Raw genomic sequence first — 21788 nt, forward strand, 5'->3', positions numbered from 1 at the left:
TCACCATCCTCAGCGCCATGCTTCGAAACAATCAACCTTGGAACCAAGCCACAACTTAAAACACAGTTGCTCATCCGGCCGCTTCGCGGCCACCTTCCCCCACAGGGGGAGAAGGTAAGGCGGTCCTACACGTCAGCCTTGAACGTCTGCTTCTGCTGGCCAAGGCCCTCGATGCCGAGCTCGACAACATCGCCGGCCTTCAGGAACACCGGCGGCTTCATGCCCAGCCCGACGCCGGGCGGTGTGCCGGTCGAGATGATGTCGCCGGGATGCAGCGACATGAACTGGCTGAGGTAGGAAACAAGGTATGCCACGCCATAGACCATGGTCTTGGTCGAGCCGTTCTGCATCGTCTTGCCGTTGACGGTCAGCCACATTTTGATGTTCTGCGGGTCGGCGACCTCGTCCTTGGTCACCAGCCAGGGGCCGATCGGGCCGAAGGTGTCGCAGGACTTGCCCTTGGTCCACTGGCCCTGCCGCTCGGCCTGGAAGGCGCGTTCGGAGACATCGTGGGCGACGCAATAGCCGGCGACATAGTCGAGCGCGTCGGCTTCGCTGACGTATTTGGCGGTCTTGCCGATGACCACGGCCAGTTCGACTTCCCAGTCGGTCTTTACCGAGCCGCGCGGGATCAGCACGTCGTCGTCCGGCCCGACGATGGCCGAGCTTGCCTTCATGAAGATGATTGGCTCCGGCGGCACGGTGGCGCCGGTCTCGGCGGCGTGGTCGGAATAGTTGAGGCCGATGCAGATGAACTTGCCGGTGCCAGCAACGCAGGCGCCGATGCGGGGCTTGCCGGAAACCGCTGGCAGCGACTTGGGATCGAGCTTGGCCAGCGTCGCCAGCGATGCCGGATCGAGTGCCTTGCCGCCGATGTCGGCGACATGGCCGGTGAGATCACGGATCGTTCCATCCGCATCGAGCAGGCCGGGGCGTTCGCTCCCTGCCTCGCCATAGCGCAGCAGCTTCATGGTAGGTCTCCTCAGTCGGTTTGGTTCAGATCGACCAGCCGCCGTCGATATTATAGGCCTGTCCGGACGTATAGGTGGCGCCGGCCAGATAGACGGCGAGATCGGCGATTTCCTCCGGCGTGCCGAGCCGGCCCATCGGCTGGCGGGCGATGAAGGCGGCGCGGGCTGCTTCGTAGTCGCCCTGCGCATGCATACGGTCCTGCAGCGACGGGCTCTCGACCGTGCCGGGGCAAATGGCATTGCAGCGAATGCCCTTGGCGACATAGTCGGCGGCGACTGCCTTGGTCAGGCCGATGACCGCGGCCTTGGTGACGCCATAGGCGAAGCGGTTCGGCACGCCCTTACCGGCGCCGGCAACCGACGACATGTTGATGATCGATCCGTCGCCGCGCTCCAGCATGCCGGGCAGCACCGCTTTGATGGTGCGTATCATGGCGCGGACGTTGAGGTTGAAGGCGAAATCGAGATCGGCGTCCTTCATCTCGAGGATCGAGCCGGAATGGACGAAGCCGGCACAATTGAACAGCACGTCGACCTTGCCGATCTCGGCGAAGGCGGCGTTGACGGCATCGTCGTTGAGCACATCGAGCTTGCGGGTCTTGATGTCGGAGGTCTTGGCGAGCTCTGCCAGCAGCGCCTCGTTGATGTCGGTGGCGTAGACGACGGCACCCGCCTTGGCGAAGGCCAGCGCGCTCGCCTTGCCGATGCCTTGCGCCGCCGCCGTGACGACAACGACCTTGCCTGCCAGATCCGCCATGCTCTTCTCCTCGTCCGCTTGGGATCGTCCGGGTCTACCGGTGGTCGGCCACGGCGTCATGGGCCAGTCGGACGCCATCATGCGGCCTGCGCGCCTGTCAGCCCACAGATAAAGATGTTTTTTCTCGTTAAAGAACATGCATCCGGGCGTCAAGTCCGAACACGATCACCATAGCGGCAGCGGCGTCGAAACTGCCCAAAGCACACGACGCGCTTTGGTTCCCTGTCTTCATCCATGTCGTGTCCCAAAACCTGCTGACGCTTTTTGGGCGACATGCATCAGTCGCCGTAAAGCACCCAGACGTTCTTGACCTCCACGGCGCGGCGCAGGAAGGCATCGCCGGCCGCCTCGTCGGCCGTCCAGTCGAGGCCGCGGCCATTGCCGCTCCAGACGCGCTTGAGGTTGCCGATCGACTCGGCCTCCGCGTTGGCGCAGGTGTCGGCATCGGCAAACACCCAGAGCCCGTCGACATCGTCATGCTTGGCCAGCACAGCGGCAAGTTCGGCCGTGCGGCCGGTGACGATGTTGATGGCGCCGGCTGGAACGTCGGAATATTCGATGACCTGATAGAGGTCGGTGGCGAGCAATGGGTACCGCTCGGACGGCACCGCGACCACGGTGTTGCCCATGGCGAGCGCCGGTGCGACGAGCGAGATCAGGCCAAGCAGCGGTGACGCGTCGGGGGCGACGATGCCGACGACGCCGACCGGTTCGTGCAGCGCCAGTGTCACGGCACGTGCCGGCGGCTGGTGAACGCGGCCCTCGAACTTGTCGGCAAGGCCTGCATAGAGGAACAGCCGTTCGATCGACTGGTCGACCTCGTCGCGCGCTGCCTTGGGCGTAGCGCCGGTCAACTCGGTGAGGCGGGCGGCAAACTCGCCAGCCCGGCCGGAAAGATTTTCGGCCAGATAGTAAAGCACCTGCGAGCGGTTGTACGCCGTCGCCTCCGGCCAGGCTTTGCAGGCCCGGGCGGCCGAAACGGCATCGCGGATATCTTTCCGGCTGCCGAGACCGACCTCGCCGGCGAGCTTGCCCTTGGCGGTGGCGACAGCCAGCGAATAGTTGCCGTCCGGCCGCACCTGCTTGCCGCCGATGAACAGCTTTGCCGTGCGGTCGATCGTATCGCCGTCGGATTGCTCGGCAGGTTGCGCAGAGACTGCCGCCGGCTTGATCACCGGACCAAGCGGCAATTTGGCTGCCAGGTATTCGAACATGCCTTCGCGCCCGCCCTCGCGGCCGAAACCGCTCTCGCGGTAGCCGCCAAAGCCGCAGGCGGCGTCGAACATGTTGGTGCCGTTGACCCAGACGACGCCGGCTTTCAACTGCGGCGCGACATGCAAGGCGAGGTTGTCGTTCTCGCTCCACACCGAGGCGGCCAACCCATAGCGCGTGTTGTTGGCAAGCTCTATCGCTTCCTCCGTGTTGCGGAAGGTCATCGTCGCCAGCACCGGTCCGAACACTTCCTCTTGCGCCAGGATATTAGCCGGCGAAACACCAGTGGCGAGCGTCGGCAGATGGTAATAGCCGGAGGCAGGCAGTGCTGCGTCCGGCTGCCAGCACACGGCGCCCTGTTTGGCGCCTTCGGCAACCAGACCCTTGACGCGGTCGAGCTGTGTCAAGTCGACCAGCGGGCCGATATCGGTGTTCTTGTCGAGCGGGCTGCCGACGCGCAGCCGGCTCATGCGTGTCTTGACCTTGGCTATCAAGGCATCGGCAATGCCTTCCTGCACCAGCAGCCGGGAACCGGCGCAGCAGACCTGGCCCTGGTTGAACCAGATGCCATCGACCAGCCCTTCGACGGCGCTGTCGAGATCGGCATCCTCGAAGACGATGAAGGCCGACTTGCCGCCGAGTTCCAGCGACAGTTTCTTCCCTGACCCCGCCGTGGCTTTCCGGATGATCTTGCCGACTTCCGACGAACCAGTGAAGGCGATCTTCTGGATGCCGGGATGGTTGACGATGGCCGCACCTGCCTCCGGGCCACCCTGGACGATGTTGACGACGCCTTTCGGCACACCAGCACGTTCGCAGATCTCGGCGAACAGGATGGCGGTCAGAGGCGTGAATTCGGCCGGTTTCAGAACCACGGTGCAGCCGGCGGCGAGCGCCGGCGCGATCTTCCAGGCCAGCATCAGCAGCGGAAAATTCCACGGGATGATCTGGCCGACGACGCCGACACTCTTGTGGCCGGGGAAATCCCTGTCCAGGGCCTGCGCCCAGCCGGCATGGTGGATGAAATGGCGGATGGCCAGCGGCACGTCGATATCGCGGCTTTCGCGGATCGGCTTGCCGTTGTCGATCGATTCCAGCACCGCGAACAGGCGCTGGTGGCGCTGCATGGCGCGGCCGATGGCATAGAGCACTTTCGCCCTGATATAGCCTGAAGACGCCGACCATTTCGGCAGCGCCTTGGCCGCGGCCGAAACCGCCGCGTCGATATCGGCGGCATTGGCGTCCGACACTTTGGCCAGCAGCTTGCCGGAGGAGGGCTCGCTGGTCTCGAAGGTCTTGCCGCCGGAAGCGGCCTTCCAGTCGCCGCCGATGAACAGCGCCTTGCCGAAGTCGCGCGCCGCAAGCCAGGCGTCGGCCTCGTTGCGGGCTTCCGGCGCTGGGCCGTACTCCATGGCGTGATAGCGGTCGAGAATATTCATGGGGTTCCTCCTTCACCTCTCCTCGTGGGGAGGGTCGATCGGCTAGGCTGATCGCGGTGGGGCGCTCAAGCCATCGCGTGGCGATGATTGGCCGAATAGTGCCCGGTCAGATGGTGTTCGAGTTGGCGCTCGATGTCGGTCAAAAGGCTCGAGGCGCCGAAGCGGAACAGCTCGGGCTCCAGCCATGGCCGGCCGAGTTCTTCCTTCATCAGCACCAGCCAGTCGAGCGAGGCTTTTGCCGTGGAGATGCCGCCGGCCGGCTTGAAGCCGATGAGATACCCGGTCTCCTCGAAATAGGCGCGGATGGCGCGCACCATGGCGAGGCCGACCGGCAGCGTTGCGTTGACGCTTTCCTTGCCGGTCGAGGTCTTGATGAAGTCGGCGCCGGCCATCATCGCCACCATCGAGGCCAGCATGACGTTGCGCAGCGTGGCGAGGTCGCCGGTACCGAGGATGACCTTCAGATGCGCATCCCCACAGGCGGCGCGCATCGAGACGATCTCGTTGTAGAGCTCCCGCCACTTGGCGCCGAACACCAACCCGCGTGGAATGACAACGTCGATCTCGTCGGCGCCGTCCTTCACCGAGGCCTCGATTTCCTGCAGGCGGGTGGAAAGTGGGGCAAGGCCGTGCGGGAAGGCGGTGGAAACGGCGGCGACGCGAATGCCGGTGCCGCGCACGGCATCGACCGCGGTCGCGACGAAGGGATGGTAGACGCAAACGGCGGCCGGGCGAATGACCTCGCCCGCAATACCGAGACCCTCGACGATATCGCGGCGGAACGGATTGATCGCCTTGGCGCACAGCCGGCGCACGCGCTCTTCGGTGTCGTTGGAATTCAGCGTCGTCAGGTCCATGCAGGCGACGGCGCGCAGCAGCCAGGCCGCCTGATTGTCGGCCTTGATAGAGCGCCGCTTGGTCAGGCTCGCGACGCGGCGTTCGAGCGCCGAGCGGTTGACGCTGCGCACCGACTCCATGAAGCCGAGGTCGAGCTTCATGCCGGGGTTGCGCGCGATGCGATGGTCCAGCGGAACGGGGGTATTGGCGGCGGCGCGCGCCGGCAGTGGCGTCACCTTCGACGCGCCGGCACCAAGCTCGGCTTCGCGGATTGTGCTGCTCATCTCCTGCCCTTTCATTCAGCGACTTGCGCCGAAGATAGCCCGTGAATTGACGCTTCACGAGTCCCTTAATGCATGCCGCCCAAAAGTGCGCAGCGGTTTTGGGACAACGGCATGCATCGACAAAAAACAAAAAGCGCGTCGCGTAAGGCGACGCGCTTTTGCGCTCATAGCTTAAAAAGGCCGCGAAAGCAGCTAGTTTTTTGACCGAAAGGTCAAAACTTGATTTCTGAGTGTGTTGGTCGGCTCAGCCGACGAATGCGCGTTCGACGACAAAACTCGCCGGATGATGCAGCGAGCCCTCCTCGAAGCCGAGGCTTTCGGCCAGCTCCTTGACGTCCTTCAGCATGTGCATCGAACCGCAGATCATGATGCGGTCGGTTTCCGGATTGAGCTTGTCGATGCCGAGATCGGCATAGAACTTGCCGGATCCGATCAGCGCGGTGACGCGGCCCATGCGCGCCGAGTCTTCGCGGGTCGTCGAATTGTAGAGGGTGACACGGCCACCGGTCAGCTCGCCGATCAGCGGATCGCTTTCGAGCCCGGCGACCAGCTCCTGGCCATAGATGAGCTCGGCAGTGTCGCGGCAGGTGTGAGTCAGGACGACCTGCTCGAACTTCTCATAGGTGTCGGGGTCGCGCAGCAGGCTGGCGAAGGGTGCGATGCCGGTGCCGGTCGAGATCATGAACAGGCGTTTTGCGGGCGTCAGCGCGTCGACGACCAGCGTGCCGGTCGACTTCTGGCGCATGATGACGGTGTCGCCGACCTGGATCTTCTGTAGTTCCGAGGTCAGCGGGCCGTCCGGCACCTTGATCGAGAAGAATTCCAGCTCGTCGTCCCAGGCGGGGCTCGCCACCGAATAGGCGCGGAACACCGGCTTCTCGGCATTGGGCAGGCCGATCATGACGAACTCGCCGGAACGGAAGCGCAGCGACTGCGGCCGGGTGATGCGGAACGAGAACAGCCGGTCCGTATAGTGCTTCACCGAGACGACGGTCTCGGCATAGACATTGGCCGGAATCGGAAACTGCAGCGGGCGGGCGCCGGCGGTATTGAATGCGGATGTGGTGTTCATCAAATCCAACCTTCTGCCCAACTGCAAACGCGGGCACCAAACCTTCACCTGCGCGCCCGAACCGTTCAGGTTCCGGCGTGCTGCCTGCACACTCCGAAGCAGTAAGCTCTTGTGTCCGGAATTTATTAGTATACAAACGATATTTGCGTCAAGATACCGCCGCGAAACACCTTTCCAAACTGTGACATATCCGTAGTCCGCGCATTTCGGGTTTCGACAATGAAAGAGAATTTTTCGGTGCAGCCGCCGGATTCCCTGGGCAGCGTCGTCGCCGGTATCGATGTCGGCGGGACCTTTACCGACCTGCTTCTGATCGACGGACGCGACGGTGGCCGGGTGCATATCGCCAAGACCCCGACCACGGTCGACAACCAGGCGTTCGGCGTCGTTTCGGCGCTCGGCGCCACCGGATTTCCGATCGATGGCATCGACCTCATCGTGCATGGCACGACCACCACCACCAATGCGGTGCTCGAACGCCGGCTGGCGAAAACCGGCATGATCACCACGCGCGGCTTTCGCGACGTGATCGAGCTTGGCCGGCGCACGCGGCCGCAGGCCTATGGCATGACCGGCAGTTTCGTGCCGATCATCCCGCGCAATCTGAGGCTCGAAGTCTCGGAGCGCGTCGAGGCGTCGGGCACGGTGCGCACGCCGCTCGATGAAGCCGAAATGCGCAACGCCGTGAGGGCGCTGATCGACGCCGGTTGCGAATCCCTCGTCATCCACTTCCTGCATTCCTACGCCAACCCGGCTCATGAGCGCCGCGCCGCCGAGATTGCCGCCGAACTCTGGCCGAACGGCTACATCACGTCGGGCCACGCGCTGCTGTCGGAAGCGCGCGAATTCGAGCGCGGCGTCACCGCTTCGGTCAACGCCTCGGTGCAGCCGATCCTCGAGCGCTATGTCGAGCGGCTGCGCAAGGAGTTGGGCTCGAAAGGCTATGCCCGCGACTTCCTGATCATGAACGGCAATGGCGGCATGATCTCGGCCCGTTTCGTCACACGTGAGTCGGCCAAGACGGTGATGTCCGGTCCGGCCTCGGGCGTCATCGCCGCCGCCTACACGGGAAAGCGCGCCGGCTACGAAAACCTCGTCACCTACGACATGGGCGGCACCTCGACCGACGTGGCGCTGATCCGCAATGCCGAGCCGGCTGTCTCGAACGAGATCGACATCGAATATGCCATGCCAATCCACGTGCCGATGGTGGCGGTGCACACGGTCGGCGCCGGCGGCGGCTCGATCGCCCGCGTCGACGCCGCCGGCCTGATCCAGATCGGTCCGGAAAGCGCCGGCGCCAATCCCGGCCCGATCTGCTACGGACGCGGCGGCCTCGAGCCGACCATCACCGACGCCAACCTGGTGCTCGGCCGGCTGGCGCCGAAAAAGCTGCTGGCGGTCGAAAACCCGGTCACCGTCGAGCGCGTCACCGGTATCTTCGAGGAGAAGATCGGCAAGGCGACCGGCCTGTCCGGCGTCGAGGCGGCGGGCGCGGTGCTGCGGCTCGGCAACATGAAGATGGCCGGCGCCATCCGCATGGTTTCGGTGTCGCGCGGCCATGATCCGCGCGATTTCGCACTGTTCGCCTTCGGCGGCGCCGGGCCGCTGCACGCAACCGCCCTGGCGCGCGAACTCGGCCTGCCCAAGGTGCTAGTGCCGGCGCGGCCAGGTATCACCAACGCGCTCGGCTGCGTCGTCGCCGATCTGCGCCACGACTTCGTCAACACCGTCAACCAGCCGGTGGCGGTGCTCGACGAGACCCAGCTTCACGCTGTATTGGAACGGCACCGAAACGAAGGCGAGGAGCTCATCGGCAAGGAAGCGGTGAAGCCCGAGACGATCCGCGTCACTCACTCCGCCGACATGCAGTTCGTCGGCCAGACCCACATCATCAACGTGCCATTGCCATCCTCCTCGGTGACCCGGCACGAGCTGCAAACACTGTTCGAAAAGGCCTATTTCGCCCGCTTCAAGGTCGAGCTGCCGGAAATCCGCGCCAACCTCGTCAACCTCAACACCTCGGTGACGGGTGTGCGGCCGGCGATCGACCTGTCGCGCTTGATCGACCCGGCTGGGCGCGGAAAAACGCTCGACGAGGCACGGCGCGAGATCCGGCCGGTCTGGTATGGCGGGCGCTGGCACGACACGCCGGTATACGCACGCGAAAAGCTGCCGCTCGACGCGGTCATCGAAGGTCCGGCGATCCTCGAACAGATGGATGCGACTACCGTGCTCGAACCCGGCGACCGCGCGCGTTCGGACGCCGACGGCAACATCATCATCGACATTGGCGAGGCCTGAGATGCCTGACATTGGTATGGCAAAGCTCGACGCCATCACCCTTTCGGTTCTCCAGGCGGCCTTGCAGCAGGTCTGCGACGAGATGGACCTGACCTTCTCCCGCGCCGCCTTCTCGCCGGTCATCGCCGAGGCCAACGACCGCTCCGACGGCATCTATTCGGCCGTCGACGGCTCGCTGATCGCGCAGGGGTCGCAGGGCCTGCCGGTGTTCGTCGGCGTCATGCAATATTCGACCAAAACGGTGATCGAGATGATCGCCGACGGCCGCTGCCTGCCGCCGGAGCCCGGCGACATCTACATCGTCAACGATCCCTATCTCGGCGGCACCCATCTGATGGATGTGCGCTTCGCCATGCCGGTCTACCGGGACGGCAAGATCTTCTGCTGGCTGTCCAACACCGGCCACTGGCCTGACATTGGCGGCTCGGTGCCGGGCGGCTTCTCGGCTTCTGCGACCGCGGTCGAACAGGAAGGCCTGCGGCTGCCACCGGTCAAGCTGTTCAAGAAGGGCGTACTCGACCCCGAAATCTACGCCATCATCTGCTCCAACATCCGCGTCGCCGACCAGCGCATCGGCGACATCCGCGCCCAGGCTGCGGCACTGCTCATCGGCCAGGATCGGCTTAACGGAATCCTCGATCGTTACGGAGACGAAACCGTTGTCGAGGCGATCGCCGAACTGCGTCGGCGGGCCGCCGAACAGATGCGTGCCAACATATCCGCCATCCCCAATGGCACCTACCATTCGAAGGCCTTTGTCGATTCCGACGGGGTGGTCAACGAGCCGCTGACCATCGCGCTGGCCGTCCAGAAACAGGGCGACACGCTGACCTTCGATTTTGCCGGCTCGTCAAAGCCCTGCGCCGGACCGATGAACAGCGTGCTGGCGACGACCTTGTCCTCGGTCTATCTCGCCATGCGCCACATTTTCCCGGATGTGCCGATTAACGCTGGCGCTTTCGAGCCGCTTGAGGTCAAGCGGCCGGAAGGCACCTTCCTCGACGCCAAATATCCGCGCCCGGTTTCAGGCTGCGCCGCCGAGGTCTCGCAGCGCATCGCCGAGGCGGTGTTCGCGGCGATGGTCCAGGCGCTGCCGGACAAGGTGACGGCGGCACCGGCCGGCTCCAGCGGCAATTTCGCGCTCGGCGGCAACGATCCGGCGCGCGGCCGCGACTACGTCATGTACCAGATCTCCGGCGGCGGCTATGGCGGCAATTCCAGCCATGACGGCCTAACCAATGGCTGCTCGACCATCGGCATCTCCAAGTCGCCGCCGGTCGAGATCATGGAGCAGGCCTTTCCGGTGCTCTACCGCCACTACGCCTTGCGTGAGGGTTCGGGCGGCGCCGGCAAGCAGCGCGGCGGCTTCGGCCTCGCCTATGAGGTCGAAATCCTGCGCGGCGATGCCCGCGCCTCCTTCGTCATGGACCATGGCCGTTTCGGCCCGCAAGGCGCGCTCGGCGGCAAGGATGGCGCGGTCAACACGGTGACTGTCTTCCGCAATGGTGAGGAGCACGTGCCGCCGCATCTGTCCAAGGAGCAGGACATCGCGCTGAAGGCTGGCGACCGCGTACGCGTCGGAACGCCGGGCGGCGGCGGCTACGGCGATCCGCTTCAGCGCGATGCCGACCTGGTGCTGCGCGATGTGGCGCTGGGATACTACACGTCAGCGCAAGCCAGTGAAAAATTCGGCGTTGTCCTGTCGGCGGGCGACTTCGCCGTCGACCGGACGGCGACGGACAGGCAGCGCGCCGGCTAACACTGCCTGCAGCGTGGATCGCCCGCCGCGCCGTGATCGCCGCAGCACATGTCGTTTCCGTCTCCGCCGGGGTCACGAAAGACCGTAGACTTCTCCAGTCAACGGAGATCCCGGACATGCGTCTTTTCGGTCGTTTCGTGCTTGCCGCCTCGGTCGCCCTGGTTCTCACCACGGGGGCTGCTTCCGCCCAGGACAAGAAACTCAGGATCGGCACCGAGGGCGCCTATCCGCCCTTCAACTACGCCAGTGCCGACGGTACGCTGGGCGGCTTCGACATCGATCTCGGCAAGGCGCTGTGTGCTGAGATGAAGGCCGAGTGCGAGTTCACCGTGCAGGACTTCGATGGCTCCATACCGGCTCTCCAGGCCGGCAAGTTCGATGCGATCATCAACATCACCATCACGCCGGAGCGGGCCGAGAAGGTCGAGTTCACCCACAAATACTACCAGACGCCGCCGGCCATCGCGGTGCCGAAGGATTCGCCCATCGCTGGCACCTCGCCCGAGGACCTGAAAGGCAAGGCGCTCGGCGTGCAGACCGCGACCATCCACCAGAAATTCGCCGAGCAGAAATACTCAGGCTCGACCGTCAAGGCCTATCCGACCGGTGATGACGCCCGCACCGACATGGCCAATGGCCGCCTCGACGCGATGATGGACGGCTCGATCATCCTGACCGAATGGCTGAAGAAACCAGACGGTGCCTGCTGCAAGCTGCTTGGCACCTTGACAGCCGATCCGGCCATTCACGGACCCGGCGTCGGCATCGCGCTGCAGAAGGGCAACAAGGAGCTGGCCGACAAGTTCAATGCCGCCATCGACGCGCTGCGCGCCAACGGAAAATACAAGGAAATCAACGACAAATATTTCTCGTTCGACGTCTACGGGAATTAATCCTGGCACCGAAGAACGTCGGCAGCGCTGTCCGGCGCTGCCGTTTTTCATGAAGAATGGAGACTTTCTTGGCTGAGCGGCGCTCCCCCTTCTACAGCAACATCGTCGGACTGGGCGCGGCCATGGGTCGGGTCGGTGGCGATTTCATCTCCGCCAAGACCTATTCCGGCATCGCCGACGAGCACCTGAACACGCGCAAGAATGTCGGCGTGCAGGATCTCAGCACCATGGGCAAGATGGACATCAAGGGGCCGGACGCCGAGGCGCTGGTCAACCATGTCATCGTCAATGACGCCGCGGCGATGAAGCCCGGCCAGGTCCGCTATTCCACGGTCTGCCGCGAGGATGGTGGCATCATGGATGATCTCACCGTGTTCCGTCTGGCGCCCGATCATTTCATGCTGGTGACCGGCTCGGTCAATCGCCTCAGGATGCTGCCGTGGCTTTTGCATCATGCGCAAGGGCGCCAAGCCTATGTCACCGACATCACCGCGGCCATCGCCTTCCCGACCATCCAGGGGCCGCGCTCGCGTGAACTGCTGAAGGCGTTGATCGCGGATGCCGATCTGGACGGGCTCAAGCGCTGGTCGTTCGCCTCAGGGCGCATTGGTGAGACGAAAGTGCTGATCTCGCGCACCGGGGTGACCGGCGAGCTCGGCTTCGAACTGTTCGTACCGGCCGATGAGGCGGCTTCGGTCTGGGATGCGCTGATGATGGCCGGCCGTGACTTTGGCCTGAAACCCTATGGCGTGTTGGCGATGTTCACGCTCGGATTGGAAAAGGCCTATCCGGCGCATGGCATCGACATGGATGAAACCCGCACGCCATTCCATGTCGGCCTCGACCGCTGGATCAAGTTCGACAAGGGCGATTTCGTCGGCCGCGGGGCGCTGCTCAAGGTCCGCGACAAGGGCCTCGACGAGCAATGGGTCGGGTTGATCCTAGACGGCGACAGGCCGGCCGCGACCGACGCCAGGGTGCTGGCCGATGGCGAGGACGCCGGCATCGTCACCTACAGCGACCACGGCTATTCCCTCGGCAAGGTGCTGGCAACCGCGCATCTGCGGTTGCCGTTCACGGCTGTCGGCACCGAACTCAGCATTGACATCGACGGCAAGCCGACCCGCGCGGTCGTGGCGCCGATACCGTTCTTCGACCCCGAGGGGGTCAGGCTGAGGGGCTAGCGCAGCTAGTTCCGGAAATCGCTTTTGGGCTTTCCTTTTGGGTTAAGGGAATGAACGGGTATTCGTTGCGGAAGGCCGACACTCATCCATCGGGTATGCCGACAGCAAGCAGGTCTCTCCGAAGGTTCTCCAGGATTTTTGGGTTACGATACGGATCGATCAAGATGGTGCTTACAGTCGCACCGGGCCTTGCCGCCAGACACTGTCTAGCTGCGTGAGCGGCGAGTTGCTCGTCACCCATTCTCAAATGACAGACCGCCAGAAACGCATAGGCCCAAAATGCATAGGAATTGAGATTCCGGTAGGAGGCTATCGCCTCAGGATACCGTCCGAGAACCAGAAGAACTTGTCCGCGTAGATCCCAGAACCAATCGTAGTTTAGGGGATCACGGGCGATACAGACGTCCAGATCGGACAAAGCTTCTTCATGCCGACCGAGATAGCTCCAGCACAAGCCCCGTATTGCTCTCGCCCGAGTTTCGTTCGGATTAAGGTTCACACCCTGCTCGAGATGCAGCAGCGCCTCCTCTAACTGTCCCATGAAGATCAGCGTGTGACCCGCCGCAATATGGCTCCATGCCTCTTTCGGCCCAAGCTTTAGAGCGCGGCGAGCATGGGCAAAAGCGATCTTGAGCGTGTTCCCGTCCCCCTCAAGCAGCCATTTGCTTGTGAGTACAGTCGCCATCATGGCATGGATGGTAGCGACATTCGGATCGAGCTCAATCGCCCTGGCGAGATAGGGCTCTGCTTCCAGAGTGGTGTCATAGCGAACCATCCGAACGCGAGCCTGAAGATACAGATCGTAGGCATCGAGCTGGGTGATCGGAAGGCGCCGTATCTTCTCCACACCCGAAGTTCGGATTGTGCCGACGACGGTGATAGCGACACTTCTGGCGATCTCCTCCTGGAGCTCAAAAATATTTGTCAGCTCCCGATCGAATCGATCGGCCCAGATTTGATTGCCGGATCTGGCCTCTATGAGTTGCGATGAGATCCTGACCCTGTCGCCGGCACGGCGAATGCTACCCCGAAGCAGGTAGTCGACGGACAACCGGTTCGCGATGGTGACGGCGTCGACAATCTTTCCCTTGAACACAAAGGAGGAATTGCGGGCTATGAGATGAAGTTCACCGAATCGCCCCAGTTCGGTGATGATGTCCTCGGTGACCCCATCGCTGAAATATTCCTGGCTGGGGTCGCTGCTCCTATTCTCGAATGCAAGAACTGCAACGACTGGCCCGCGGCTTGATGCGCCACCGGTCTGCGGTCTGGGCGTCTCGTCCATGCTCCTGCGCAATAGCCGAAGCGCGTCACCTGGCTCCAGGTTCAGCTCGCGCTTCAGCAACAGCTTGCACGCCTCATAATGCTTGATGGCGAGCGCGGCCTGACCCGAGGCGATATGCGCCCGCATCAGCGCGGCATGCGACGGCTCCCGTAGCGGATCAAGAGCGACCAGCCGTTCGCAAATTGCAACGCGCTCGATGCCGCTCTCCGATTCTGCCAGAAGCTGGAACACATCGATTGCCCGCAAGGACAGGTCGGCACGGACTTCGCGAAGCCAATCCTCTAAAGCGTTGTCAAACGTGCTCAACCCATCAAGAAAAGGGCCGGCATAGAGGGTGGCTGCCCGCCGAAGCTCGGCCGCATCACGGCTCGCGGATGCAGCGACGAATTCAGTCACATCGATGGTGAAGAATTTCGGATTGAGCGCGACGCGATCCCCGACCAGGGCCAAGGCATCCGCTCCCAACCCGGCAAAATCCTTGCGGATAGCAGCCAGGGCCTGTCGCAGACTGTCCCTTGCCTGCTCCTCACCTCGATCGCTCCATAGAAGAGCAGCCAGCTTGTGACGCGTCGCCTCCTGGTTCGGTGTTACGGCGAGAATGCCCAGAAGTGCTCTATTCTTCTTGGCGGCCACCTCCAAGGGTTTCCCCTGCGGCGACGTCAGGTGAAAACCACCCAGGAGATCGAGCCGCGCCGGGCTCATCGCGATATACTCTGAATTTCTGCTTTTCCGCGATATTCACGAGCTTTTCACAGGCATCTCACGCCCGCATTCGATGTTGCCTCTCGCAACTAACAACATCCGAGAGGAAACTCCAATGTCCATCGTCACCGAGGTTTTGGGACGTTCTGATAGGACGCCACCAGCGTCTTCACCCAGGCCTCGTTCTCATTGCCGACCTTCACCGCGATGAAGTTGCGATAGGGATTGTCGGCGATGGGCTCCTGCGCAATGCGGTTTTCCGGCGTCAGGCCGCTTTTCAGCGCCCAATCGGTGTTGACGACGGCGGCGTCGAGATCCTCGACCGAGCGGCCGACGATGCCGGCGTCGAGCTCCTTGATCACCACCTTCATGGCGTTCTCGGCGATGTCGGCGGTGGTGGCTAGAATGCCGGTGCCGTCCTTTAGCTTGATCACGCCCTCGTTCTGCAGCACGCGCAGCGCCCGGCCTTCGTTGGACGGATCGTTCGGCACGCCGATGACCGCGCCTTCGGGCAGGTCGGCGACTTTGGTGTACTTCTTCGAGTAGAGACCGATCGGCCAGACGCCGGTATAGCCGACGCGGACGATATGGTAGCCCTGTGTCTTGATCTGGTTGTCGAGATAGGGCTGGTGCTGGAAGGCGTTGGCGTCGATCTCGCCGCGCTCGAGCGCTTCGTTGGGCTGGGTGTAGTCGTTGAACACCACCGTCTCGATCGCGAGGCCCTTTTCGGCCGCCTGCGCGACAACGACGCGCCAGACATCCTCATCCTCACCGCTGATGATGCCGACCTTGATCGCCTTCTTGTCCTCGGCGAACGACGCATGAGGCGCCATCAGGCTGCCGATGGCGACAGCCCATGCGAACAGCAGAGCAAGGCCACTGCGCCGGTTGAGGGCTGACCAAAGGGAAGATGGCAAAGTGTTTTTGAAGTCGGTCATGATTGATCTCTGCGGTTGTGAAGTCATGGCAGCCGGGCGGATTGCCGAGCCTTGGTCACATCATCAGAAATTCTATCGATTTTATCACAGAACGCGTTTCGCCGTTCTCGTCAAAGCCGGGAATATTCTCTCAAAAATTTCAGGAGAGTGAGCACAAGACGCCGCTTGACCGACCAGCGGACTGCAGTCGATCCGACGGGAGCCAGGTTCCAAGACAACCCGGCGCTGCTGTTGGTCTCAGAGAGCGATCCAGGCGGTCTTCAGATCAAGATATTTGTCCAGTGCGTGCAGCGACTTGTCGCGGCCGAAGCCGGACTGCTTGACGCCGCCGAGCGGCACGGTGATGTCGGCGCCGCCATAGGTGTTGACGTGGACGACGCCGGCATTGATGGCGCGCACCATGCGATGCGCGGTGGAAAGGTTGGCTGTCCACACCGCCGACGCCAGCCCATAGACGGTCGAGTTGGCCAGGCGCACAGCCTCCTCCTCGGTCTCGAAGCGCATGACGCCGAGCACCGGACCGAACACCTCCTCGCGGGCAAGCTGCATGTCCTGCGTCACGTTTTCGAAGATCGTCGGCGCCATGTAGCTGCCGCCGGTCTCGGCAAGTATCCGTTCGCCGCCGATGATCAGCCGGGCGCCTTCGGCCGCCGCCCGGTCGACAAAACCGAGATCCTTGGCCAGCTGTTCGGAGCTCGACACCGCGCCGACGTCGCTTGAGAGATCGAGCGGATCGCCGACCTTCAGCCGCGTGGTCGCCGAGAGCAGCTCGTCCATGAAACGGTCATAGACGGATGCCTGGACGAGCAGGCGCGAGCCGGCGACACAGACCTGGCCGGAATTGCGGAAGATGCCATTAGCCGAGACGACCGCCGCCTGCTTCAGGTCCGGGGCGTCGGCAAAGACGATGTTGGGCGACTTGCCGCCGAGTTCGAGGAAGACCCGCTTCAAATTGGAACGCGCGGAATATTCGAGCAGCCGCCGGCCGACAGGCCCCGACCCAGTGAAGGCGATGGCGTCGACATCCATATGCAGGCCGAGCGCTTCACCGGTGACCGCGCCGCGCCCGGTGACGACGTTAAGCACACCGGCGGGAAGTCCGGCCTCGATTGCCAATTCGGCCAGCCGCAGCAGCGTCAGCGAAGCGATCTCCGGCGGCTTGACCACCACGCAATTGCCAGCGGCGAGCGCCGGCGCGATCTTCCAGGCGCCGATCATCAGCGGAAAGTTCCACGGCACGATGACGCCGACGACGCCGAGCGGCTCCTTGTGGATCAGCCCGAGCACGTTCTTGGCCGTCGGCGCGATCTCGCCATAGATCTTGTCGATCGCCTCGGCATAGTAACGGATGGTGCCTGCCGCCGAGAGCGGTTCGGCCTTGTAGGCCATGCCGATTTCGGTGCCGTTGTCGCGTACGCCGAGCACAGCCAGTTCGTCGGCATGCTTTTCGACCAGCTCGGCGAGTCTTGTCAGCACCTTCTTGCGGAAGGCGGGTGCCGAGCGCGACCACGAACCTTTCTCGAAGGCCTTGCGCGCCGACTTGACGGCACGGTCGATGTCGGCGGCATTGCCGTCGGCTATGCTGGCGAAGGGACGGCCGTCGATCGGCGACGTCACCGGCAGGCTCGCGCCGCTCATGCCATCGATCTGTGCGCCATCGATGAACAGGCGCCGCGCCCCGATCTCCGTCTTGCGCAGCGCGTCGATGGCATCCTGGCTGATCATTGTGTTCTCACTTCTGAAGTTGGCAGTACGAGGGGCGGCTTGGCGCGCCGCCCCTTGCTTCCCTCGATCCTGCGCCCCGCTCAATCCTTCAAAGGCTGGCCGAGATTTTCGAAGGCGGCCGGATCGCGGCTCTTCAGCGCGCTTGCCAGCAGTAAGCCGACAATTGCGGCAATCAGCACCAATCCCGGCAGGAACACGCCAAGGAAGCCGCCGGCGCCTGACAGGCTGCCGAAATTGATGACGATCAGGTAGATGATGACGACGAAGGCGATGAAGGTCAGCCCGGGTAGGATGGTGGTCTTCAGCGCATTCTCCCGGGCGGCCGGATTGGCGCGGAAGAACATCACCACGGCGAGCGACGCCACCGCCATCATGACGATGACGCCGAGCGTTGCGACATTGGTCAGCCACGAAAACAGCGCCAGCACCGGATCGAGGCCGAGCACGGCGAACAGCCCGACGACGATTGCCGCCAGCACGCTCTGGATGACCGACGCGACATGCGGACTCTGGTGCACCGAATGCGTCACGCCGATCGTCTGCGGCAGAAGCTTTTCGCGGCCAGAGACGTAGATGTAGCGGGCAACCGCATTGTGGAACGCCAGCACGCCGGCAAACAGACTCGACACGAACAAGATGCTCATCGCATGCGACAGCATCGTTCCGGCGTAGCGGTCGGACAGGCCGAACAGGAAGGTCGTCGGGTCCTGCAGCCCCTGCAGTGCCGGGAGCAGCTTGTCGACACCGGCGCCGACCGCCATCAGCCATGCCGTGACCATGTAGAAGACACCGATCAGCAGCACGGAGAAATAGGTGGCGCGCGGAACCGTCACTTCGGGGTCGCGGGCCTCCTCGGCATAGATGGTCGTCGCCTCGAAACCGATGAAGGCGGCAAAGCAGAACAGGATGGCGATGGCCGGGGAACCTGATGTGATCTGGCTCCAGCTGAACGGTGCCGCCGACAGCCCGCTATCGCCACCGGTCCTGAGGATGGCGATGTCGAGGACAAGCACCACCAGATATTCGCACAGCACCAGCACCGTCAGGATCTTGGCCGACAGGTCGACCTGCCGGTAGCCGAGCACCGCGACCAGCGCGATGGCGATGAAGCTCCACACCCACCAAGGCAGGTTGATGCCCCAGCCGGCAAACAATCCGGCTGTCGCGGCGCCGAGCAGGCCCATGACGCCGATCTGCATGGCATTGTAGGACAGGATGGCGATCAGCGCCGTGGCGCCGCCGGCCAGGCCGCCGAGCCCGCGTGCCGCATAGGCGTAGAAGGCGCCGGCATTGCCGACGTGACGCGACATCGTCACATAGCCGACTGCAAACAACAGCAGCAGGATGGTGACGATGAGATAGGTGCCGGCAAAGCCGGCGCCGTTGCCCATCAGCATGCCGAGTGGCGTGCCGCCTGCCACTGCCGTAAGAGGCGCCGCCGCCGAGATCACCATGAAAGTGATGGCGCCGACGCCAAGACTGTTCTTGCGCAGCCTGTTGGCCGGCGCCTGCTCCGAAACTGCTGACATTGGTCCCTCCTGTTTACCGGCCGATCGGCCTGTCCCATGCGCTCTGGATATCGGTTCATTATGTGAACCCTTATTTTGAATATAGACTTGCAAACAAACCCGATGCCTGTCAAGTTAATTCACACGTTAAATGATTGTCTCGGGTCGTGAGGCAAAGCTGGGAGGTAGGAGTTGGGTACGGTCGGCAAGGCGATTTCACTTCTGGAGCTGTTCACCGTCGACGAGCCCGAGCTCGGACTGTCCGACCTGGCGCGCCGGTCGGGCTTCGACAAGGCGACGACGCGGCGGCTGTTGATGGCGTTGATCGGCCATGGCTTCGTCGAGCAGGATGCTGCCAACAGGCACTATCGCCTCGGCGCTGGCCTGTCGCGGCTGGCGCGCATTCGCGAGGCGCGCTTTCCCTTCCTGCAGACGGCGGTTCCCCTGGTGCGGGACCTCGCGGCCTCGACGGCCGAGACCGTGCACCTGTCGGAATTCGGCGTCGATGCGCTGGTCACCGTCCATGTCGAACATCCGGCCTGGGCAAACCGGGTCAATGTCGATATCGGCCAGCTTCTGCCCCTGCATTCGACCGCGTCGGGCATCGCCTATCTGGCCTTCGCCCGCGACGAGACCGTCAAGGCATGCCTGACGGGTTCGCTCGATGCCTTCACAGCGCATACGCTGATCGAGCCGGCCGCCATTTCCACATCGATCGGCGAGACGCGCGATCGCGGCTATTCGATCTGCGACCAGGGTTTCGAGGAAGGCGTGATCAGCGTCGCGGCGGCAATCCGCGCGGCGGACGGCTTTGCGCTTGGCACCATCGCGGTGGCCGCCCCGAAGGCCAGGACGACGCCGGCGGCGATCGCAGAACGGGGACTTGCGGTGATGGCCGCGGCACGGGAGATTTCGATGCGCCTCAATGGCGAAAACCTGCAAACGCTGAGGAGGCAGGCGTGATGTCCGCGGAGACGGCAACAGTGCCCCGAATCCTGGTTATCGGCACCGGTGACACCAAGGCCGACGAGCTGCGCTTCATGAGACAGTGCATCGAGGCATCGGGTGGCCGCGCCGTGATGATGGATGTCAGCGTGCTGGGCGACCCGCCCTACAGCCCGGATCACGACAAGCATGCCGTTGCGCGCGCCGTGGATGTGACGATCGCCGAGATCGTTTCGAGCGGTGACGAGAACACCGCCATGACGCTGATGGCCGGCGGCGCCGTGCAATTGGCGCGCAAGCTTTATCAAAGCGACGAAATCGATGGCTTCATCGCCATCGGCGGCTCGATGGGAACCGACCTTGCGCTCGACGTGGCGCTTTGCCTGCCGCTCGGCGTGCCGAAATTCGTCGTCTCGACCATCGCCTATTCGCACCTCATCCCGCCCGAACGCGTCGCGCCCGACCTGATGATGATCCTCTGGGCGGGTGGGCTTTATGGCCTCAACAGCATCTGCAAGGCGGTTCTCTCGCAGGCCTGCGGTGCCGTTGTCGGCGCGGCCAAGATCATACTGGCGTCGCGCGCCACGGCTCCCGCCACCGGTCCGACCATCGGCATGACCTCGCTCGGCAGCAGCTGCCTGCGCTACATGAAGACGCTGAAGCCTGCGCTGGAGCAGCGTGGCTATGATGTAGCCGTATTCCACACCACCGGAATGGGCGGCCGTGCCTTCGAATCGATTGCCGGGCAAGGCCATTTCTGCGCGGTGTTCGACTTCAGCCTGCAGGAAATCACCAACCATCTCGCCGGCTCCGTCGTCAGTTCCGGCATCGACCGGCTGGAGAACGCCGGCGCCCGCGGCATTCCGCAGATCGCGGCGCCCGGAGCCGTCGACATGGTCGACCTGCCGACCTGGCAGGAATTGCCGGCTAAGTTTGCGCGACGCCCGTTCCACGCGCACAACAGGCTGATCGGCTCCGTCACCGTCGACGCCGACGATCGCCGCCAGGTCGCCAGAACCATCGCGGCCAAGCTCGGCGCCGCGAAAGGGCGCTCCGCCTTCATTCTGCCTTCGGGCGGCATTCAGGAATGGGACATGCAGGGCGAGCCGCTTTACGAGCCGGAGGCTCTCGCCGCCTTTGTCGACGAAATGCGCAAGGCCATTCCGGCGCAAGTCGAGTTCCACGAGATCGACGCCCATATCAACAGCGACGACTTCGTCGGCAAGGCACTCGAGATTTTCGACCGCTGGGTCGAGGAGGGTATTGTTCCGCGTGGCATACCAGTCAAGGGAGTGGCCGCGTGAGTGCTCTGCGGGCTCAGGCGCTGGTCCTTGATTTCGGCGGCGTCGTCACCCGGACGCTGTTCGAGACGCATGCCTTGACCGAGCAGGCGCTCGGCCTCATCGAGGGAACGCTACAATGGCGCGGGCCGTTCGACCCGGATAGCGATCCGCTCTGGCGCTCGATGCAGGCCGCCGAGATCAGCGAGCGCGACTACTGGCGTATGCGCACCCGCGAAGTCGGCCTTCTCGTCGGTGAGGATTGGCAAGCGATGGAAACCTTCGTCCAGCGTGCGCGTGGCGCCGAGCCGGGAAAAGTGGTCCGGCCCGAGGCCGACAGCGCCATCCGCGCCGTCCATGCGGCCGGCTTTCGGCTGGCGATCCTGTCCAACGAGCTCGACCTGTTCTACGGCGCCGACTTCCGCCGACGGCTGCCGTTGCTCGGCCTGTTCGACATCATAGTCGACGCCACCTATACCGGCATCCTCAAGCCCGACCCCCGCGCCTTTGCCTTCGTCACCGAGGCGCTCGGCCTGCCTGCCGAGTCTTGCGTCTTCGTCGACGACCAGCAGCGTAATGTCGATGGCGGTCGCGCTGCCGGCATGCGCACCGTTCATTTCGACGTTGGGCGGCCAGCACTTTCCTATGCCGAGGCCCTCGGCCATTTTGACCTCGTCCCAGCTGCTTAGACCA

17 protein-coding genes are annotated in these 21788 nt (G+C 63.6%); 8 read left to right on the top strand and 9 right to left on the bottom strand.

Translation table 11 applies throughout. The features are described from left to right. Positions 1–125: 125 nt before the first annotated feature. The 5 genes from AC07FD_RS29555 to AC07FD_RS29575 form a co-directional block, all read right to left on the bottom strand. On the bottom strand, positions 126–971 hold the full coding sequence (locus tag AC07FD_RS29555; protein ID WP_478352715.1) for a fumarylacetoacetate hydrolase family protein: 846 nt from the start codon (positions 969–971) through the stop codon (positions 126–128). A 25-nt stretch (positions 972–996) separates the two neighbouring features. Further along, positions 997–1728 carry an SDR family oxidoreductase gene (locus tag AC07FD_RS29560; RefSeq protein WP_095084351.1) on the bottom strand — a complete coding sequence of 244 codons (732 nt, stop codon included), beginning with the start codon at positions 1726–1728 and terminating at the stop codon, positions 997–999. A gap of 278 nt (positions 1729–2006) precedes the next feature. Next, positions 2007–4379 carry an aldehyde dehydrogenase family protein gene (locus AC07FD_RS29565; RefSeq protein ID WP_478352716.1) on the bottom strand — a complete coding sequence of 791 codons (2373 nt, stop codon included), beginning with the start codon at positions 4377–4379 and terminating at the stop codon, positions 2007–2009. Positions 4380–4444: 65 nt separating this feature from the next. Continuing rightward, positions 4445–5500: a deoxyribose-phosphate aldolase gene (gene deoC / locus AC07FD_RS29570; RefSeq protein WP_478352717.1), complete on the bottom strand. Its 1056-nt coding sequence runs from the start codon at positions 5498–5500 to the stop codon at positions 4445–4447. A gap of 244 nt (positions 5501–5744) precedes the next feature. Beyond that, on the bottom strand, positions 5745–6572 hold the full coding sequence (locus AC07FD_RS29575; RefSeq protein ID WP_478352718.1) for a ferredoxin--NADP reductase: 828 nt from the start codon (positions 6570–6572) through the stop codon (positions 5745–5747). 219 nt (positions 6573–6791) lie between these two features. Here AC07FD_RS29575 and AC07FD_RS29580 point away from each other — a divergent pair, with 219 nt between their 5' ends. The 4 genes from AC07FD_RS29580 to AC07FD_RS29595 all read left to right on the top strand — a co-directional run bounded on the left by AC07FD_RS29580 (position 6792) and on the right by AC07FD_RS29595 (position 12712). Continuing rightward, complete coding sequence (locus tag AC07FD_RS29580; protein WP_478352719.1) at positions 6792–8876, top strand: hydantoinase/oxoprolinase family protein; 2085 nt, start codon at positions 6792–6794, stop codon at positions 8874–8876. A gap of 16 nt (positions 8877–8892) precedes the next feature. Beyond that, on the top strand, positions 8893–10635 hold the full coding sequence (locus AC07FD_RS29585; protein ID WP_478352850.1) for a hydantoinase B/oxoprolinase family protein: 1743 nt from the start codon (positions 8893–8895) through the stop codon (positions 10633–10635). A 116-nt stretch (positions 10636–10751) separates the two neighbouring features. Beyond that, positions 10752–11528, top strand: coding sequence for an ABC transporter substrate-binding protein (locus AC07FD_RS29590; protein ID WP_478352720.1), 777 nt, complete (start codon positions 10752–10754; stop codon positions 11526–11528). Between the two features lie 68 nt (positions 11529–11596). Further along, a complete protein-coding gene (locus tag AC07FD_RS29595; RefSeq protein WP_478352721.1) occupies positions 11597–12712 on the top strand; it encodes an aminomethyl transferase family protein in 1116 nt (371 codons plus the stop codon). An 82-nt stretch (positions 12713–12794) separates the two neighbouring features. Here the strand turns inward: AC07FD_RS29595 and AC07FD_RS29600 are convergent, their stop codons facing one another. Both AC07FD_RS29600 and AC07FD_RS29605 read right to left on the bottom strand, forming a co-directional pair. Then, complete coding sequence (locus tag AC07FD_RS29600) at positions 12795–14699, bottom strand: BTAD domain-containing putative transcriptional regulator (protein WP_478352722.1); 1905 nt, start codon at positions 14697–14699, stop codon at positions 12795–12797. Between the two features lie 125 nt (positions 14700–14824). After that, positions 14825–15637 (bottom strand): MetQ/NlpA family lipoprotein, encoded by an 813-nt coding sequence (locus AC07FD_RS29605; protein ID WP_478352723.1) that lies wholly within the window; start codon positions 15635–15637, stop codon positions 14825–14827. Here AC07FD_RS29605 and AC07FD_RS29610 point away from each other — a divergent pair. After that, entirely contained in the window at positions 15636–15788 is a 153-nt protein-coding gene (locus AC07FD_RS29610) for a hypothetical protein (RefSeq protein WP_478352724.1), read from the top strand. The two genes, AC07FD_RS29605 and AC07FD_RS29610, sit on opposite strands and share 2 nt — an antisense overlap. Before the next feature lie 86 nt (positions 15789–15874). On the opposite strand, the gene AC07FD_RS29615 is transcribed toward AC07FD_RS29610, so the two are convergent. Both AC07FD_RS29615 and AC07FD_RS29620 read right to left on the bottom strand, forming a co-directional pair. Continuing rightward, positions 15875–17362, bottom strand: coding sequence for an aldehyde dehydrogenase (locus tag AC07FD_RS29615; protein ID WP_478352725.1), 1488 nt, complete (start codon positions 17360–17362; stop codon positions 15875–15877). Between the two features lie 80 nt (positions 17363–17442). After that, positions 17443–18891, bottom strand: a complete 1449-nt coding sequence (locus tag AC07FD_RS29620) for an APC family permease (RefSeq protein ID WP_478352726.1) — start codon at positions 18889–18891, stop codon at positions 17443–17445. 171 nt (positions 18892–19062) lie between these two features. On the opposite strand from AC07FD_RS29620, the gene AC07FD_RS29625 reads away from it, so the two are divergent. From AC07FD_RS29625 to AC07FD_RS29635, 3 genes are read left to right on the top strand one after another with little or no spacing between them, the layout of a single operon-like run. Continuing rightward, entirely contained in the window at positions 19063–19833 is a 771-nt protein-coding gene (locus AC07FD_RS29625) for an IclR family transcriptional regulator (protein WP_478352727.1), read from the top strand. Then, entirely contained in the window at positions 19833–21119 is a 1287-nt protein-coding gene (locus AC07FD_RS29630; RefSeq protein ID WP_478352728.1) for a Tm-1-like ATP-binding domain-containing protein, read from the top strand. Before AC07FD_RS29625 ends, AC07FD_RS29630 begins: the two co-directional genes overlap by 1 nt. Beyond that, on the top strand, positions 21116–21784 hold the full coding sequence (locus AC07FD_RS29635) for an HAD family hydrolase (protein ID WP_478352729.1): 669 nt from the start codon (positions 21116–21118) through the stop codon (positions 21782–21784). The genes AC07FD_RS29630 and AC07FD_RS29635 overlap by 4 nt, the downstream gene beginning before the upstream one ends. Positions 21785–21788 lie beyond the last annotated feature (4 nt).

Source organism: Mesorhizobium waitakense, assembly GCF_056431085.1.

What these genes read in the sequence shown, in the direction of transcription:
- AC07FD_RS29585 (WP_478352850.1), top strand. Translation starts at nt 8,893, where the DNA reads ATGGCAAAGCTCGACGCCATCACCCTTTCGGTTCTCCAGGCGGCCTTG.
- AC07FD_RS29560 (WP_095084351.1), bottom strand. Translation starts at nt 1,728, where the DNA reads ATGGCGGATCTGGCAGGCAAGGTCGTTGTCGTCACGGCGGCGGCGCAA.
- AC07FD_RS29610 (WP_478352724.1), top strand. Translation starts at nt 15,636, where the DNA reads ATGATTGATCTCTGCGGTTGTGAAGTCATGGCAGCCGGGCGGATTGCC.
- AC07FD_RS29615 (WP_478352725.1), bottom strand. Translation starts at nt 17,362, where the DNA reads ATGATCAGCCAGGATGCCATCGACGCGCTGCGCAAGACGGAGATCGGG.
- AC07FD_RS29555 (WP_478352715.1), bottom strand. Translation starts at nt 971, where the DNA reads ATGAAGCTGCTGCGCTATGGCGAGGCAGGGAGCGAACGCCCCGGCCTG.
- AC07FD_RS29630 (WP_478352728.1), top strand. Translation starts at nt 19,833, where the DNA reads ATGTCCGCGGAGACGGCAACAGTGCCCCGAATCCTGGTTATCGGCACC.
- deoC (WP_478352717.1), bottom strand. Translation starts at nt 5,500, where the DNA reads ATGAGCAGCACAATCCGCGAAGCCGAGCTTGGTGCCGGCGCGTCGAAG.
- AC07FD_RS29565 (WP_478352716.1), bottom strand. Translation starts at nt 4,379, where the DNA reads ATGAATATTCTCGACCGCTATCACGCCATGGAGTACGGCCCAGCGCCG.
- AC07FD_RS29620 (WP_478352726.1), bottom strand. Translation starts at nt 18,891, where the DNA reads ATGTCAGCAGTTTCGGAGCAGGCGCCGGCCAACAGGCTGCGCAAGAAC.
- AC07FD_RS29575 (WP_478352718.1), bottom strand. Translation starts at nt 6,572, where the DNA reads ATGAACACCACATCCGCATTCAATACCGCCGGCGCCCGCCCGCTGCAG.
- AC07FD_RS29605 (WP_478352723.1), bottom strand. Translation starts at nt 15,637, where the DNA reads ATGACCGACTTCAAAAACACTTTGCCATCTTCCCTTTGGTCAGCCCTC.
- AC07FD_RS29580 (WP_478352719.1), top strand. Translation starts at nt 6,792, where the DNA reads ATGAAAGAGAATTTTTCGGTGCAGCCGCCGGATTCCCTGGGCAGCGTC.
- AC07FD_RS29590 (WP_478352720.1), top strand. Translation starts at nt 10,752, where the DNA reads ATGCGTCTTTTCGGTCGTTTCGTGCTTGCCGCCTCGGTCGCCCTGGTT.
- AC07FD_RS29600 (WP_478352722.1), bottom strand. Translation starts at nt 14,699, where the DNA reads ATGAGCCCGGCGCGGCTCGATCTCCTGGGTGGTTTTCACCTGACGTCG.